This window comes from Paenibacillus gorillae (assembly GCF_000513275.1).
GTDB classification, from domain to species: Bacteria; Bacillota; Bacilli; order Paenibacillales; family Paenibacillaceae; genus Pristimantibacillus; species Pristimantibacillus gorillae.
The window spans coordinates 20,760-37,438 of record NZ_CBVJ010000141.1 but is presented as its reverse complement, the minus strand read 5'-3'; the positions used below and the strand labels follow the sequence as shown (position 1 = coordinate 37,438).

Sequence of the window (16,679 nt, the reverse complement as noted above, 5' to 3'; positions counted from 1 at the left end):
AGAATTCATTCCGGTAAGCGCTAGAAAACGATCGAAGGCGGGAACTATCTAATGAGAAAAGTGCAAATTGGATTGGTCAATCCTGGAGACAAGCTCGCCAAGCCCATCTTTCAAGACAATGGGAGCGTTCTTCTTGGCGAAGGAGTCGAACTGAGCGAACGTTTTATAAATCGGCTGCAATCACTGGGAATCGATTTTTTGTTTATCGAAGATGGGAAGACAGAAGATTTAATTCCGGAAGAAACAATCAGCGACGAAACGCGCAGGCAGGCCGCTGATGCGATTTATAAAACAATGAATTCATTTAAGGACTTCTCGCCCATGAAGGGAAGGGCTATCGTCCCGGATCTCGGGAGAACCTTTCGCAACGTGTTTGGTGCCATTATGACTGATTTGTCGACGAGACCCAACGTCCTCGTCAATCTGACAAGCATACATACGACTGACGCCTACTTGTTCCAGCATACCGTTAACGTTGCGGTGTTGGCCGGGGTGCTCGGCATCGCCAAGGGCTATAACCGTAACCAGTTGGAGGAGCTTGGCATCGGTGCGCTCATGTATGATATCGGGATGTCGAAGGTGCCTCAGGAGCTGCTCAAAAAACCTGGCCCCTTGACGAAGGAAGAGCGGTCAATCGTGGAGAACCACACGAAAGACGGTTTTGATATTTTACGTAAATATCATGATATTTCGATCGTCTCGGCCCACTGTGCGCTGCAGCATCATGAGCGCTACAACGGATCGGGCTATCCGCGCGGTCTGCAAAAGGATGAAATACATATGTATGCGCAAATCGTCGCAATCGCTGACGTCTATGATGCCTTGACTTCTCCTAGGCCGCATCGTAAACGTTATACTTCCGCTGAGGCCATTGAATTTTTGTTTGCGGCGGGAAATACGTATTTCGATTTTGATTTGATCAAGCTTTTTTGTCGTCATATTTCCATTTATCCAGTGTCGACGACGCTGCTGCTCAGTTCCGGACAGACCGCGGTTGTGGCCGTGAACAGCGAGCTAGCGCTTCATAGGCCAAGAGTACGCATTATTCGTGAAGCAGATGGCAGCGATCCGGCGCAGCCTTATGATTTGGAGCTGAAGGACGAGCTCCATCTGATGATCGTTAAAGAGCTATAAATAAAGCTTCAACGCAAGAATCCCCCTATCAACTAAGCCCGTTGATAGGGGGATTTGCTTTATAGGCCGTTTCCATATCGCGACTCTTAAGGTAAAATAGAAAGAAAAGGCCGATTCTGGGAGAGGGAGAAGGTTTCATGAGTGAGCATCATCAGCATTTAAAGCTGCCGAAGCTTGAAGTGCTCCGCCGCATGCTTTTTATTACGTTAGGGGCGGCGCTCGTATCGGTAGGACTTGAAATCTTTCTCGTGCCGAATCATATCATTGACGGCGGCATCGTGGGCATCTCGATTATCATTTCGCATTTGACCGGTTTGCCCCTTGGCATCTTTCTCTTTTTACTCAATTTGCCCTTCCTGGTACTCGGCTATAAGCAAATAGGAAAGACGTTTGCAATGTCGACGTTGTATGGCGTCAGCGTGATGTCCCTGGGGACGTTTCTGCTCCATTCAGTTCCTCCCTTGACGGAGGAATACGTGCTGGCGACTATATTTGGCGGAGTTATTCTCGGCATCGGCGTGGGGATGGTTATCCGCTTTGGCGGCTCGCTGGATGGCACTGAAATTATTGCGATTTTATTTAATAAGCGGCTCCCTTTTTCGGTAGGGGAAATCGTTATGTTTTTCAACCTGTTTATACTGTGCAGTGCCGGATTCGTATTCGGCTGGGACCGGGCGATGTATTCGCTGGTGGCCTATTACATTGCATTTAAGATGATCGATATTACGATTGAAGGCTTTGAGGAATCGAAGGCGGTATGGATTATTAGCGAGGACTCGCAGGAGATCGGCGCGGCTATCATGAGCCGGCTGGGACGCGGCGTTACTTACTTGCATGGGGAAGGCGGCTTCACGGGAGGCCAGAAGCGGGTCATCTTCTGCGTCATTACGAGGCTGGAAGAGGCGAAGATGAAGTCGATCGTGCATGAGCTTGATCCCGTTGCATTTCTAGCTGTCGGGAATATTCATGATGTGAAAGGCGGCCGCTTCAAGAAACGGGACATCCATTAGCGGCCGCGAAGGAGACAAGAGCAGTGGATGAATTTGCAAGCATCCGCCATTGGACGGCGGATAGGCAAAGCGCGGAATGGCAGCGAAGCCGCGGCGTTGTGCTCGGAATCGGAGACGATGCGGCGCTCGTAGACAGTAATTTTTCCATTTCGGACATCAAGGGACCGTATGAATGGGTCATGGCGATGGACACGATGGTAGAAGGCGTTCATTTTGCAGATGCGACGATGGAGGAAGAGGATATCGGCTATAAGGCGTTGGCCGTCAATATTAGCGATATCGCCGCTATGGGCGGCATCCCGCTTCACGCGCTCATATCCGTAAGTGTGCCAAAGTCGTTTGGGCCGGAGCGAATGCGCCGGCTGTACGATGGGCTGTATAGTTGCGCGGAGCGATATGGCGTAGCGGTCATTGGCGGCGATACGACATCGTCGCCGCAGCACTTAGTCGTTGCGGTGACGGTGACGGGTGCCGTCGAAGCCGGGCGGGCGCTTCGGCGCTCCGGTGCGAAGCCCGGGGACGCTGTCTTTCTGGCCGGGCCGCCGATTGGCATGTCGGCAGCCGGCCTGCATGGTCTGTTCGCGCAGCAAAGCGGCTTGCGAGTGGAGCTGCCGGCGGCGCTTGTGCAAGCGCACCGCCGCCCGGAGCCCGGCGTACGCGCAGGCCGGATACTGCTTGAGCGCGGCACTTGCCATTCGCTCAACGATGTGAGCGACGGGCTCGCCAGCGAAGCGTGGGAAATCGCCGAAGCTTCAGGCCTGGCGATCCTTTTGCATGAGCGCAAGCTTCCGCGCAGCGGCAGCATGGCAAGCTATGCCAGCCGTGCTGCCGTTGACCCGCTGGAGTGGATGCTGTACGGCGGTGAAGACTATGCGCTGCTAGGGACGATAGCACTATCTGATGCTGAGGCGGCTCAAGCCGCTTTTCATGCAGAGGGGTTGCCGTTCTATATTATTGGAGTGACAGAAGCAGGTGAGCCTGGCGTAAGTCTCATTGAAGAGGAGACGGAGCGGGCGGTACAGCTTGCGAAACGGGGCTTTAATCATTTTGGTTGATGAGCAGGTGGTTGGTAGAGATGAGCAAGCCTATAGGACAAGCTGCAATTAGTGTGAAAGATGAGCTGGAAACGGCGAAATTGGCCGAATTGCTTGGAGGCATGTCTGCTCCTGGCACGATAATAGCGTTGGACGGCGACTTAGGGGCAGGTAAAACAACGTTCTCGCAATATTTTGCAAAAGCGATTGGTGTAAATGGCGTGGTGAACAGCCCTACTTTTACGATCATTAAGGAATATGAAGGTGCTGCGATGCCCTTTTATCATATGGACGTTTACCGGCTTTCAATGGAGGAAGCGGATGAGCTTGGCTTGGATGATTACTTTTACGGAAACGGCGCGACGATCGTGGAATGGGCCAGCTTGATTGAAGAGCTTTTGCCCCCGGAACGGCTTGATATTTATATTGAGCATGAAGGTGAAGCAGGCCGCCGTTTCCGACTAACAGGCATTGGAGAGCCATACGCTGCATGGTGTACGGCTTTGAACGAGATAGGAGCAGGGAAGAGCGATGACAGAAACTAAACAACTTCCGATATTGGCATTTGATACATCGACCGCAGCAATGTCTGCGGCAATCCGGCAGGGCGAGCAAACGCTGGGAGAAATTCATTCTCTGGCGGAGAGGAACCATTCGGTTCACATCATTGTTCATCTTAAGCAGCTTCTGGAGCAATGCGGCGTGAAGGGACAGGACCTTGGGGCAATCGCTGTCGGTAACGGTCCGGGATCTTACACGGGAATGAGAATTGCCGTAGCTGCGGCAAAAACGCTTGCTTGGGTATGGAAGAAGCCGTTAATCGGCATTTCCAGCCTGGAGGCACTGGCATATGGCGGCATTCATCAAAGGAATGACTCCAAGACTACGGCTGGCGTGCACTGGGTACTGCCGATTATGGATGCCCGGCGGGGTCAGGTGTATACGGCTGGCTTTGCGATGAACGCAGAAGGAGTATGGAGCCGATTTGCCCATGATGGTGTACGGCTTATGAAGGACTGGGTCGATACGATTGCAGAATTACTGGCTGGTGAAGGCGCAGAAGCAGGTGGCCAAAACCCATCGGCGATTTCGATTTGCGGCGATTTGACTCTCCATGAGGCTGAGGCTTTGCGATTGAAACAGCTTTGTGCAGAAGCAGGTATTGCCGCCGAAGTACTCTTGCAGCCATATGAGCTGGAAGGCCGATGGGTTGCGGAACTGGGGCAGCAGCGGCTTATTGCGGGACAATTCGATGATACGCATACGTTTACGCCAAACTATACGCAGCTGACCGAAGCGGAAGTGAAGCTGAAGGAAAAGCTGGCTGAACAAGCCAAACGTGCGGAGGAAACCAAGTAATGAGAAAATCCGGTATGAACGCGAAAGTTCTCTTCCGGCCAATGGCGCTGGAGGATATTGAGCGAATCGTTGCCATCGAGGAAGAGGCATTCGCTACGCCTTGGACGGCGGAAGCGTTCCGCAATGAGCTGTTGAACAATATGTTCGCGAGATATGTCGTTATGGAATCCGATGACCGGATTATCGGATATGGGGGCATGTGGATCATTATTGATGAAGCCCATGTAACGAATATAGCTATCGAAGCGGACAGGCGCGGAAAAGGGCTGGGCGAACGGCTGATGGATCAACTGCAGCGCAGAGCCGTCTATTATGGTGCGACTAAAATGACGCTCGAAGTGAGAGCGTCCAACATAATTGCCCAAAGCTTGTATGGAAAGCTTGGATTTGAGCCTTCCGGCATAAGACCTGCTTATTATTCCGATAATCAGGAAGATGCAATAATTATGTGGGCGGAGCTGACAAGGGACATACAGAACGACGATGAGGTTGAGGCGGAGGATCAGGGACTGTGAGCGGACTAGAAAATAGTAATGAGAGCAGCAACAACGAAGGCATTATACTGGCGATTGAGACAAGCTGCGATGAAACTTCGGTAGCGGTTATAAGGGGCGGCAGCCACATCGCTTCGAATGTCATTTCCAGCCAGATCGAGGTTCATGAGCGCTTTGGCGGCGTGGTACCCGAGATCGCTTCGCGGAAGCATGTAGAGGTTATTACGCTGATGATCGAGCAAGCTTTGGAGGAGTCTGGTTATGGGCTTGACGATGTGTCGGCGGTAGCCGTTACCCAAGGTCCCGGACTTGTAGGCGCTTTGCTGGTCGGGATCGTAGCGGCAAAAAGCTTGGCGATGGCATTGGATGTGCCGCTGATCGGCACGCATCACATCGCTGGACATATCTATGCGAATCAGCTCGTTCATGAGCTCCAGTATCCTTGCATGGCGCTCGTCGTTTCCGGCGGTCATACTGAGCTTGTTCTGCTGGAGAGTGAAGGCTCCTTCCGGATGATTGGCAGAACCCGCGACGATGCCGTTGGGGAGGCGTATGACAAAGTAGCGCGTGCGCTCAAATTTCCTTATCCTGGAGGGCCGCATATCGACAAGCTGGCAATGGAGGCGGAGCGGGCCATTACGCTGCCGCGTGCGTGGCTGGAAGCTGGCTCCTATGATTTCAGCTTTAGCGGTTTGAAATCGGCAGTGCTCGCCGTCATTAACCAGACGGGTATGAAGGGTGAGGAGCTCGACAAAGCGGCACTGGCTAGAGGCTTTCAGGAATCTGTCATTGAGGTGCTTGTTGAAAAAGCGCTTCGCGCCGTTCGTGAATTTGGAGCTAAGCAGCTGCTGTTATGCGGTGGAGTAGCGGCCAACCGCGGGTTGAGAGAGGCACTGACGGCAAGATGCGCCAAAGAATCGGTGCCTCTGCTCGTGCCGCCGCATCGTCTATGTACGGATAATGCGGCGATGATCGGCGCTGCGGCTTATTTGAAATGGAAGCGCGGCGAATTTACACCGCTGGATATGAAAGCCGAGCCTAATTTCTCGCTGGAGGGCTGGGCAACAGGCAGAACGATCTAAAAAAAATGCGGTTAATGGGAATTGACAGAATATTATTCGGAGAATATAATAAGCAACAATACTTCAATTCTATACTTTGCAAACGCAAGGAACAGGATCAGTAAGGTTTATCCGGGTAAAGAGAGCTGCGGGCTGGTGCAACGCAGTCGAAGGAGACCTGAAACTCGCCTGGGAGCGGAATGACGGAGGCAAGAGCTGGCCATGGCAGCTTAAGCGCGTACGTCGTTACGGTTAACCCCCGTAATCGGGTGCGCATCGACTAACATCCGGAGTTGGCGATGTGCCTAAGGTGGACTTACGAACCTTTGCTATTGCAGCATGGCGTTCGCAGTCAACAAGGGTGGTACCGCGCAGGACATAACAGCCTGTCGTCTCTTGAATATAGAGACGATGGGCTTTTTTTATTGTCTTGCGAGCAGCAGGGAAGGAAGTATCAGGCGGAAATGCCTGGAGTAACGTTATAGCTCACTCAACTGACACGAATAAATAGGAAACGACAATCCCATACACATAACGCTAGGAACAGGAACAGTAGGACAATGAAGTGGAAACACGGCAGTGAAGACAAGGTTATTCTTGACTAAGCTGCCGCAGAGAGCTGCGGGTAGGTGCGACGCAGTCGAAGCTTGAGTCTGAACTCGCCTGGGAGCGGAATGGTGGAAAGCAGCAGCGGCTGCTCGTACATCATTACGGCAAAGCCTCCGTCATCGGGCATCAAGCGGGTCTGGAACTTTTAGTGTGTTCCGGCCAATTAGAGTGGTACCACGGCGGATCAACAACCTGTCGTCTCTTTCCAGAGACGGCAGGTTGTTTTTTTGTATCCAGAACATTTGAATAATTCAATTAACGGAGGTTTTTTAATATGAGCGAAATGATGAATAAGGTGCAAGAGATGAAAAAAATCCAAATTTTTGATACGACTTTACGTGATGGTGAGCAGTCCCCGGGCGCATCAATCGATCCAGAGCGGAAGATCATTATCGCCCGCCAACTGGGTAAGCTTGGTATCGACATTATTGAGCCAGGCTTTGCTGTATCGAGTCCGGGTGAGTTTGCTGCTGTACAGCAAATTTCTCGTGAGCTGCAAAATCTGGAAATATCGGGTTTTGCCCGCATGATGAAGGTGGATATTGATGCTGCAGTTAAGGCGACTCAGGATGCGGCGAGAAGAAGGCTGCACCTGTTCATCTCTTCCTCGGATATTCATCTGCAGTACCAGCTGCGCAAGACCCGTTCGGAGGTGGTGCAGATTGCGAAGGAAATGATCGCCTATGGCAAGCAGTTCGTTGATGAAATTGAGTTTTCCGCGATGGATACGACGCGCTCCGACCGGGCGTTTGTCATCGAGCTGGTAGAAGCGGCTATTGCCGAGGGAGCAACGATCATTAATCTGCCAGATACGCTTGGTTATGCACTGCCTGACGAGGTGGAGGAGCTGTTCCGGTCCGTTCGGACGCAAGCACGCGGCGGCGATTCAGTTCGTTTCAGTGCTCATAATCATAATGATCTGGGTCTTGCGGTAGCGAACAGTCTGGCGGCCATTCGCGGGGGAGCGACGCAAATCGAGGTTACCGTCAATGGTGTCGGTGAGCGCGCAGGCAATTGCTCGCTGGAGGAGCTGGCGATGATTATCGAAACGCGGAAATCGGTGCTGCAGCTGGAAACGGGAATCCAGCAGCGCGAAATTTATGAAACGTCTCGGATGGTCAGCCATGCGATGCACTATCCGATTGCGTACAATAAGCCGATTGTGGGCCGCAATGCCTTCCAGCATGAATCCGGTATTCATCAGGACGGCCTGCTGAAAAACCGCAATACGTACGAGATTATGGATCCGGAAGCGATGGGGATTTCCCGCAGCATGATCATCCTGGGCCGCCACTCCGGCCGTCACGCCATTAAACACAGGCTGGCGGAATATGGCGTTGATGTGGCGGAGCATGAGCTGGCGGAAGTATATGACCGCTTCAAAGCACTGGCTGATGAGAAAAAAATCGTCACCGACGATGAGCTCATTCGCATTGCAGGGGAGACGACGGCAACTCAGCCTGACCCTTATGTACTGGTCGACCTTCAAGTGCTGGCTGGCAGCCATAAATCAAGAATTGCCTCTGTAACGGTTAAAAATAGTGCTGAAGGCGAGGAACGTTCCTATACCGGCATGGGTGAAGGCCCGCTGGAGGCGGTCATCCACTGTATTCAGCAGGCGATTCCGGTAGCAGCGGAATTTGAGGATCTGGAGATGCATTCGCTTTCGACGGGGGAAGACGCGCATGGCGAGGCAGTCGTCACGATTGTAAATAACGGCGAGCGATTCCGCGGAACGTCGATTCACAAGGATATTATTTTCGCAGCCGCACAGGCCTATGTTGCAGCTTGCAATCAGGCGGTTATGACGAGTAACAAACGTGGTGCGAAAGCAAATACTGCCGTGTAGGCCAGCCAAACTGCAAATAACTGGAATTATCCACAACCGGAAAGAAATCTGTGGATAATGATGGAAAACCGTTATAGAATGCGGGTTTGTCAGTGGATACGACTGTGTGTGGAAAGTGGACATTTTTTTCACAGTCGCATTGTGAATAATGTTGATAACGTGTATAAGTGTGATCAGCATACAGCTGTTTCCAGTAATTAGCGTCATTAACCTTTACAAATCCTTATTTTTAGGGAAACGATATCGACAGAATTGACTAACAATTTATCAAGTGATGTGGATAACCCTGTGGATAAGGTGGACAGTTTCTGGAAAGCTCTTGCCGGGCGCGACTTTAGCGCCTTGCGAGAGCTTTCTTTTTTGCGCCTAAAAACGGTTGCCGATTCGGGGGCTGCTTGCGTGACCGCAAAAAGATTGCGTGGAATTGCAACTAGTATTTCGGTGCAAGATTGCTAGCGATGCGTTAAGGTAGAGTTAATAGAATTGATCAGGCAGGCAGCAGCCGTCAGAAATCGATTCGTCGATTGGTCGGTAAAGATAGGCTCAATTGCGATTTCCAGCGTGAATGGAGGATTACTACAATGAGAAAGCGGACAGTCATTCAAGTAAGCTCGGTAAGCAAAAGCTATGGGAGCAACCAGGCGGTAGAAGAAGTATCCTTTCGTGTGAAGGAAGGGGAGCTTTTCGGAATCATAGGGACCAATGGGGCAGGCAAAACGACGCTGTTGGAAATGCTGATGGGACTGCGGAAGCCGGACAATGGGCGGATTGATGTACTGGGTATAGATGCGATAATGGAAGCGGAGAAGCTGAAGGACTATATCGGTATCTACTTGCAAAGCACGTCTTTAGTGGACAAGCTGACTTTGCGGGAAGCACTCGAAATGTTTCAATCGTTTTATACGCGGAAAATGGATCTGGATGAACTGATTGCGCGGTTCGGGCTGGAGCCTTTTGAAAACAAAATTGTGAAAAGGCTGTCAGGTGGCTGGCAGCAGCGTGCAGCACTTGCGATTGCACTTGTAAACGATCCCAAAATTATATTTCTGGACGAGCCGACAACGGGGCTGGATTGGCAGGCTAGAGCTGAATATTGGTCATTAGTGTTAGATTTGAAACGTCAGGGGAAAACGGTTGTAATCTCGTCTCATGACATGGGCGAAATGCAGCGTAATTGCGATCGGATAGCCGTATTACGCAAAGGCAGCATTGTAAAATGCGATACGCCGGGTAAATTGATATCGCAAATCCCTGCAGGAGGCTTGACGATGGAGGCCGTTTACGTTCACTTCGCCTACGCTGAGGTGTGACCGCCCCCAGACCTGGAGGAGGGCTTTTTTGAAAAAGGATCAAAGAAACGACATCAAAAGTCCGTCATTGCATCGCAGTGAAGTTGTCGAAAAACGTATGGAAATGCTGGCAACGCTGCTTGATAAATTGAATGAGGAGGCGATCGCGGAACAAAGACTCCAGAAGGAAAAAGCGGAATCCACCAAATGGAAGGGGAGAAATAAGAGAAGATTTATGCGGGCGGTTGTCGGTATTTTCTTCCATCGTGTAGAATGAAGTCATTCATAGAGTACGGAGGTTTTCCGATGGAAGATTTTGCACCGCTTATCAGACAGGAAATGAAACAATTCGCAGAGCTTTATTTCAAGGATGAGAAACTGCTCTATTATGCGAATCTATTTATGGAACGCAAATTTACCGAACCGATGAAGTTTGGTCCGCTTACGGTGCTCCATTACCGGCTGTTCGGCGGTACGTCGCCGGAAGCGGCCTATCATGCGGGGGCTTCTATTGAGCTGTTTATTCTAGCTTCGGATATACTGGACGATTTGCAGGATCAGGATGCGCCTCACCAGCCGTGGTCGCAAGCGCCCTTGCCAATCGCGCTGCATCTGGCTACCGTATTCATGACGTTATCGCAGCAGGCGTTGACGGAATGCGGACTGGAGGCTGAGATAGTGCTGCCAGTCATTGATATGATGAACAAGCAGCTGCTTATTGCGGCAAACGGGCAAATGGCCGATCTTGGCAATCTGGCAACAGACGAAGCCTCATATCTCAGTATCGTTCAACACAAATCCGCCGCATTGCTTGTCCTTGCTTGTATGACTGGAGTCATGCTGACGGGCCGGGAATGGCACGCTGGCGTGGCAGAGTATGCAGAACAATTGGGCATAGCGGCTCAAATTGAAAATGATCGAAGGGACCTGCTCCGCTGGGACGAGAAGAATGATTTTCTTCAGCGGAAAAAAACGCTGCTGACGCTGTATTTACTAGAGGATCTGGGAGAAAGGGACCAATGGGTTGCGGATTACTACGCCTGTCGGATCAATGAGACAGAGGCCTTGGGTATGCAGGAGGAATTTGAACAGCTATGCGAGCGGTCCGGGACGATGCTGTACGGTTCAGCGATGTTCAGTCTCTATTTCAACCGATTTCAGGAATTGCTAGGCAATATACCGGAAACAGCCGGGAAAATCCAAGAAATCATGGCGATTGTTTCGGGAAAAATAGCGAATAGCGGGATACCGCAATAAACATTGCGGTAAATACGAACTAGTTTGGCGTTTGCTGTCGATAGAATTCCTGCTATATTAGAATCAGTAATTGATTCTAATATAGCAGGAGGAGATTTAAATGTTAAAAGAAACAATTCGTTCGTTGGCAAGCAATGGATTTGTAGTGGGCGCTCAACCGCAACTGGCTGGCGTATCCGCAGCTGAGCACAGCGCTCTCCAAGATGCATTGAAGAATCAACAAGAGAAAAAGGGCAACTATCAACTAGCATTCTGGGGCTAGTCCTTAAGCGATAGGATATGATGCAGGAGGAGAAGCATGCGTAATATACATATCAAGAGCACTATGACCATTCTCTTTCTGCTCATCCTGTTGTCGACCTTGCTGTACTTGACTTTGACGGTTGTCAGAGAACCGTTTATCGGAATGGAAGTCAAAGAAACGGCAGGGAGATATTTTGTAGAAGCGATTGAACCTGCGGGGCAAGCAATCCTCAAAGGGATAGCGATTGGCGACGAAATTGTTGAAGTGAACGGCAAGGCCGCTACGGAGTATCATTATTTGAACAAGTTTTTCTCTGTTGAGAAGGCTGTAACGGTAATGGTCAAGCACGTTACTGGTGAATATGCTCTGGTTTCCTTCAGCAAAGGCTGGAATGGAGAGCATACGGGCTCGGAATTGCTTATTCAACTTTACTTGCCGCTATGTTCGCTAGTTTTATTTACCGGTTTGTCTGTGTTCCTGTACCGGAAACGCAAGGATGATCAGGCAGCGCTTATCCTAATGATGCTTTTTTGTCATTATCGGGCTAAGCTATTATTCTTCCGCAGCGTCCTATCGCAGTGATTTGGTCGGCTACTCTATTATTTACGTAGCCATCCCGTTTATACCTTCTCTTTTCTTGCTGTTTATGAACAGCTACCTGAAGCGGTATGACGTTGTGTTTATCGGTAAGCGATGGTTGATCTCTCTATTTGCAGTCTCAGGTATTGTGCAATTGAGCTGCCTGATCTACGTATGGACAGAGATGATTCCGAGCAATGTTTTCGTATCTATTCGAACGGTCTATTATGGTACTTTGCTCGTCGGTAATTTCCTTTGTATTGTACTGTTGGTTAAGAAGTACTTGTACCACAGGCATACGAAGCTGAACTCCTTGTTCAAAATTACGCTGACTTCGCATATTGTGGCATTTACTCCGTTTACGGTGATGAACGTATTGCCGCTTTTTGTTGGAAGCGCACAGTTTTTACCGGCAGCTTTTACCGCACCCTTTCTATTTGTATTGCCGGTTGTCTATTTCTACTTGCTAACTTCCAATCAGCTATTTGACATTGACTTCATCCTTACGAGGTTTAAATACTATACGTTTCTGGCCTTGCTGCCTTCCGTCCTCATTACCTTCGGTGTAACGGCCGTCATGAAGAGCCAATCCAGCATGTCCTGGATTATGTTTGTACAGACCTTTGTAATCGTCTATACGGGGGTAACCCTTTTCTTGTATATCAAGGAGCAGATCGATCATAAGTTCCGGCCAAAGCTATTCAAGGCCATGTACAGCTACCAGGACAGTCTGGATCGCTTCTCTCGTAAAATTGCGAGAGTAATGAAACGAGCGGATCTGGAGGCTGTACTGCGCCAGGAGCTCAATGAGCTGCTGCCCGTCAGCCGAATCGACTTTTTGTTAGTCGATCAGACGGATTCCATCGTGAAGCCAATTGGCGATACGCCAGAGGAGCAAGGGACTGCTATCTTCTTGCTGCAAGTAGCCGACACGCTGAAGGTAGGCGAGATGGTAGAGCTGCCGCATGGACTTGGTCTTGTAATCGGCAGACAGCGTTCCAAATACCATGTCGTATGGATTGGCTCTAAAACCAATCATACCCGTTTCAACTCCGACGAACTTCGCTGGTTGAAAACGATGGCAAACTATGCCAGCATCGTGTTCGAGAACCTCTATTTGATTGAAGGGCTCATTGAGGATTTGGAATCGGAAGTCCGTAAGGAGCAGACGACAGCACCGTGGGTGCTGCGCCTCCTATTCTGTCTTTCGGAGAATGAACGCCGCAAGCTTGCAGCTGATCTGCATGATTCTGCGCTGCAGGATCAGCTGCTGTGGTATCGCAAGCTGGAATCGGTCATTATGGATCACCCGATCTCAGACAAATTGGGGCATGAGCTTGAGGATATTAAAGAAGGCTTGCTTGACGTCATTCATCAAATTCGTGAAACCTGCAATGAGCTTCGTCCTCCATTGCTTAAGGAGATGGGAGTTGTCGAAGCGGTAGAATCGATTGTGGCGCACTCGCAGATGCGGGATAACTTTGCCATTGATTTCCGTCCGAAGACATTCCATCAGCCGCTGAACGAGGAGCAAATTACAGCGATCTACCGAATTGTTCAGGAGCTGCTGCGTAATGCGGCTAAACATTCCTATGCCAATCTGGTTACATTGGAACTAGAGCAAAGAACGGATGAGATCTATTTCCGTTACAAAGATGACGGCAAGGGCATGGATGTCGATTACATGAAAGCGTCTTTCGAGCATATGGGACTATCCGGCATCAAAGAAAGAGTTGCGAGCCTAGAAGGAGAAATTTCATTCCGATCGAAGCGTGGAGAAGGTCTTGAAGTTGTTATTAGTTTGCCTGAAACGATGACAAACGGCCGATCGGAAAGGGGTTTACTGCGTGATTCGTATCTTATTAGTTGATGACCACCCTTCGGTAGGCGAAGGCACGAAAACGATGATTGAACAGGATCCGGAAATGAAAGTAACGGTTGTGCTTTCTGCGATGGAGGCTCTCGAAGTCGTTAATAACGAATCCTTTGATATCATATTATGCGATTTGAACATGCCGGGAATTAGCGGTTTGGAACTGACGAAGAGGTTGATCCAACAGGTTCCAGACCGCAGGGTGCTCATCTATACCGGCTATGAAATTAGCACCCACTTTAACCTATTGATTGAATGCGGTGTATCTGGCTTTATCTCAAAGACAGTGTCCCGCGAACAGCTTCATAATACGATTCGCTGCGCAATGCGTGGTGAAGCGGTCATTCCAATCTCGTTGCTGAAACAGCTTCGACGTAATGAAGTCAAGATCACGCGGGCAGAGAAAGCTATCGAGGAAGTTTCGATCAATGAGCGCGACCAAGATATACTTCAAGAAGTAGCAAACGGTAACAGCAATAAGGATATCGCGGCAAAGCTGCATATGAGTCAACGGACGGTTGAATACAACCTCACCCGTATTTTTGAGAAACTAAGCGTTCGATCCCGGTCGGAAGCGATTGTGGAAGCAAAAAGGCTTGGCTTAATTCGAATGGAACAGTTTTAAATGCATCCTAACTTTTGAGAATACGATCACTCCGTTGATTTAATAGACGGAATGACATTCACATATTCTAATAAGGGGTAACTTCCATGGCTCGTCCATTGAAGAATCGTATCCCAGCAGTAATGGCAAGTATGCCACTCCAAGCAAGCAGCAGTACCCTAACGATGGTTTCCCTCTCAATGCTTACGCTTTTATAGCGTAAGCATCTTTTTATGGAATAAAAAGCGGACCCGTTTGGCCTACTGCTGCCAACGACGAGTCCGTTATCAAAATCAAAATGGATTTGTTCTGCTATTCACTAAGCTGCTCCCATTCTTCATAGGCAGTTGCCAAAGCAGTGCGATGTTTGTCGATTTGAGCCTGGATCTCTTGAATCCTCATATAGTCGTTAAATATGGAAGGATCGGTAAGCTGCACTTCGAGCTCTGCAATCTGTTCTTCCAGCTCGCTGATGGTTTGCTCGGTTTGCTCGAGCTTGCGCTGACGGGAGCGCTCATCGCGCTTCGCTTGTTTATCGATTTCGTAAGAGGTAGGCGCCGCTGTCTGCTGTTTGTTGGAGGACGCAGACAGCTTAGCTTCGGCTTCACGGCGTATCTCTTCAAGCTCGGCTTTCTTTTCAATCATATCGTCGTAATTTCCTAGGAAATGTTCGGTTCCGTTTGGAGACAATTCGACAATGCGCTCAGCCATTTTATTGAGGAAATACCGGTCATGAGATATAAATAGCAGCGTTCCTTCAAAATCAAGCAGGGCAGCTTCCAGCACCTCTTTACTGAATAAATCGAGATGGTTGGTCGGTTCGTCCAGAATAAGAACATTCGCTTGCAGGAGCATGAGCTTAGCTAGTGAGACTCTCGCTTTCTCGCCGCCGCTAAGTGAACTAATCCTTTTCAATACATCTTCACCGCTAAATAAAAAGCTTCCGAGCACCGTTCGAATGCGAGCTTCTTCCAAGTTCGGATACTCGCTCCATAGTTCTTCTAGCACGGTGTTAGAAGGTGTAAGACCGGTCTGCTCCTGGTCGTAGTAGCCCAGCTTGACGTTGGAGCCCCATCGCACGGTACCAGTTGTAGGCTTGCGCTGTCCGACAAGTACTTTAAGCAATGTCGATTTGCCGATGCCGTTAGGTCCAATGAGTGCGACTGTCTCGCTTCGTTGAAGCTGGAAGGAAACGTGATGAAATAATGTGCGTACTTCGTCGAATTTCACCGACAAGTCAGCAACATCGAGTACATCTTTTCCGGTATGACGCTCAATCTGAAATGTGAAGTTGGCTTTCTTCAAGTCACCGAGCGGCCTGTCGAGTACATCCATTCGATCCAATGCTTTACGCCGGCTTTGCGCACGTTTTGTTGTCGAAGCTCGTACAATGTTTTTTTTGAATGAATTGCTCCATCTTGGCGATCTCATCCTGCTGCTTCTCATATTGCTTCAGCTCGGATTCGTATTCGGCCGATTTTAGTTCCATATACCGGCTGTAATTGCCCGTGTAGCGTTTTGCGGCATGACGTTCGATCTCAATAATAGTCGTCGCCAGTGCATCTAGAAAATAGCGGTCATGGGAAACGACGAGAATGGCGCCAGAGTAGCTGCGTAAATAGCCTTCCAGCCAAGTCAGCGTTGGGATATCTAAATAGTTGGTCGGCTCATCGAGCATGAGTAAATCAGGCGATTGCAGCAAAATCCGGGCAAGCGCGAGGCGTGTTTTTTGTCCTCCGCTTAATGTCGCGATTTTTGTGTCGGAAGGAAACTCACCAAACCCCATACCGTGAAGCACGCTGTTAATGCGCGTATTGATTTCAAAACCGCCTTGCTCCCGGAACCAGTCTGAACGGCGAGCATAGCGCTCAAGCACTTCTTCGTACCGCTTGGGCTGATTATGCAGCTCGGGATCGGCAATTTGCTGTTCGAGCTGACGAAGCTCCTGCTCCGCATCCAGCAAATGAGCGAAGACAGCACGCATTTCCGCTTCTATTGTGCGATCAGACTGCAAGCCGCTGTTTTGAGCCAAATAACCGATCCGTGTTTCTTTGGCTTTATGAATAGCGCCGGAATCGAAGCTTAACTCTCCGGCAATGATTTTCAACAGGGTAGACTTGCCTGCGCCATTGACACCGACAAGCCCGATTCGCTCGCGTTCGAGCACCTGCATGGATATATCTTGCAATATGACATCGATGCCATAGCTTTTACGAATATTCGACACTTGAAGCAGCATATCAACAATACCTCCACCAAATAATGGCAAGATGCGGGGATGCT

17 protein-coding genes and 1 pseudogene are annotated in these 16,679 nt (G+C 49.7%); 15 read left to right on the top strand and 3 right to left on the bottom strand.

Going from position 1 to position 16,679, the window contains the following annotated elements:
* The first annotated feature begins 51 nt into the window (after window positions 1-51).
* The 7 genes from TY10_RS26745 (at window position 52) to tsaD (ending at window position 6,113) form a co-directional block, all read left to right on the top strand.
* Window positions 52-1,134 carry an HD-GYP domain-containing protein gene (locus TY10_RS26745; RefSeq protein ID WP_042170788.1) on the top strand — a complete coding sequence of 361 codons (1,083 nt, stop codon included), beginning with the start codon at window positions 52-54 and terminating at the stop codon, window positions 1,132-1,134.
* Between the two features lie 137 nt (window positions 1,135-1,271).
* Window positions 1,272-2,144 (top strand): YitT family protein, encoded by an 873-nt coding sequence (locus TY10_RS26740; RefSeq protein WP_042170786.1) that lies wholly within the window; start codon window positions 1,272-1,274, stop codon window positions 2,142-2,144.
* A gap of 23 nt (window positions 2,145-2,167) precedes the next feature.
* The gene (gene thiL, locus TY10_RS26735; RefSeq protein ID WP_042170784.1) at window positions 2,168-3,199 is read left to right on the top strand and encodes a thiamine-phosphate kinase; all 1,032 of its coding nucleotides are present in this window, start codon (window positions 2,168-2,170) and stop codon (window positions 3,197-3,199) included.
* Window positions 3,200-3,219: 20 nt separating this feature from the next.
* Entirely contained in the window at window positions 3,220-3,723 is a 504-nt protein-coding gene (gene tsaE / locus TY10_RS26730; RefSeq protein WP_042170781.1) for a tRNA (adenosine(37)-N6)-threonylcarbamoyltransferase complex ATPase subunit type 1 TsaE, read from the top strand.
* Entirely contained in the window at window positions 3,710-4,537 is an 828-nt protein-coding gene (gene tsaB, locus TY10_RS26725) for a tRNA (adenosine(37)-N6)-threonylcarbamoyltransferase complex dimerization subunit type 1 TsaB (RefSeq protein ID WP_042170778.1), read from the top strand. The genes tsaE and tsaB overlap by 14 nt, the downstream gene beginning before the upstream one ends.
* On the top strand, window positions 4,537-5,052 hold the full coding sequence (rimI, locus tag TY10_RS26720) for a ribosomal protein S18-alanine N-acetyltransferase (RefSeq protein WP_042170775.1): 516 nt from the start codon (window positions 4,537-4,539) through the stop codon (window positions 5,050-5,052). Before tsaB ends, rimI begins: the two co-directional genes overlap by 1 nt.
* Window positions 5,049-6,113: a tRNA (adenosine(37)-N6)-threonylcarbamoyltransferase complex transferase subunit TsaD gene (gene tsaD / locus TY10_RS26715; protein ID WP_042170773.1), complete on the top strand. Its 1,065-nt coding sequence runs from the start codon at window positions 5,049-5,051 to the stop codon at window positions 6,111-6,113. The genes rimI and tsaD overlap by 4 nt, the downstream gene beginning before the upstream one ends.
* A 97-nt stretch (window positions 6,114-6,210) precedes the next feature.
* On the opposite strand, the gene TY10_RS30680 is transcribed toward tsaD, so the two are convergent.
* The gene (locus TY10_RS30680) at window positions 6,211-6,369 is read right to left on the bottom strand and encodes a hypothetical protein (protein ID WP_155986066.1); all 159 of its coding nucleotides are present in this window, start codon (window positions 6,367-6,369) and stop codon (window positions 6,211-6,213) included.
* A 324-nt stretch (window positions 6,370-6,693) separates the two neighbouring features.
* Window positions 6,694-6,828 carry a hypothetical protein gene (locus tag TY10_RS32680; RefSeq protein ID WP_475101478.1) on the bottom strand — a complete coding sequence of 45 codons (135 nt, stop codon included), beginning with the start codon at window positions 6,826-6,828 and terminating at the stop codon, window positions 6,694-6,696.
* Window positions 6,829-7,005: 177 nt separating this feature from the next.
* Here TY10_RS32680 and TY10_RS26710 point away from each other — a divergent pair, with 177 nt between their 5' ends.
* The 8 genes from TY10_RS26710 to TY10_RS26680 all read left to right on the top strand — a co-directional run bounded on the left by TY10_RS26710 (window position 7,006) and on the right by TY10_RS26680 (window position 14,417).
* Window positions 7,006-8,550: a 2-isopropylmalate synthase gene (locus TY10_RS26710; RefSeq protein ID WP_042170863.1), complete on the top strand. Its 1,545-nt coding sequence runs from the start codon at window positions 7,006-7,008 to the stop codon at window positions 8,548-8,550.
* Between the two features lie 581 nt (window positions 8,551-9,131).
* Window positions 9,132-9,860, top strand: a complete 729-nt coding sequence (locus TY10_RS26705; RefSeq protein WP_042170771.1) for an ABC transporter ATP-binding protein — start codon at window positions 9,132-9,134, stop codon at window positions 9,858-9,860.
* A gap of 28 nt (window positions 9,861-9,888) precedes the next feature.
* Window positions 9,889-10,116: a hypothetical protein gene (locus TY10_RS26700; RefSeq protein WP_042170769.1), complete on the top strand. Its 228-nt coding sequence runs from the start codon at window positions 9,889-9,891 to the stop codon at window positions 10,114-10,116.
* A gap of 29 nt (window positions 10,117-10,145) precedes the next feature.
* Window positions 10,146-11,096, top strand: a complete 951-nt coding sequence (locus TY10_RS26695; protein WP_042170767.1) for a polyprenyl synthetase family protein — start codon at window positions 10,146-10,148, stop codon at window positions 11,094-11,096.
* Between the two features lie 100 nt (window positions 11,097-11,196).
* Window positions 11,197-11,358, top strand: coding sequence for a hypothetical protein (locus TY10_RS30675; protein WP_155986065.1), 162 nt, complete (start codon window positions 11,197-11,199; stop codon window positions 11,356-11,358).
* A 36-nt stretch (window positions 11,359-11,394) separates the two neighbouring features.
* Window positions 11,395-11,922, top strand: a complete 528-nt coding sequence (locus TY10_RS26690; RefSeq protein WP_042170764.1) for a hypothetical protein — start codon at window positions 11,395-11,397, stop codon at window positions 11,920-11,922.
* Between the two features lie 94 nt (window positions 11,923-12,016).
* Complete coding sequence (locus tag TY10_RS26685; RefSeq protein WP_162160695.1) at window positions 12,017-13,789, top strand: sensor histidine kinase; 1,773 nt, start codon at window positions 12,017-12,019, stop codon at window positions 13,787-13,789.
* Entirely contained in the window at window positions 13,767-14,417 is a 651-nt protein-coding gene (locus TY10_RS26680) for a response regulator transcription factor (RefSeq protein WP_042170759.1), read from the top strand. Before TY10_RS26685 ends, TY10_RS26680 begins: the two co-directional genes overlap by 23 nt.
* A gap of 291 nt (window positions 14,418-14,708) precedes the next feature.
* Here the strand turns inward: TY10_RS26680 and TY10_RS26675 are convergent.
* Window positions 14,709-16,635: pseudogene (locus tag TY10_RS26675) on the bottom strand (ABC-F family ATP-binding cassette domain-containing protein).
* Between the last annotated feature and the right edge of the window lie 44 nt (window positions 16,636-16,679).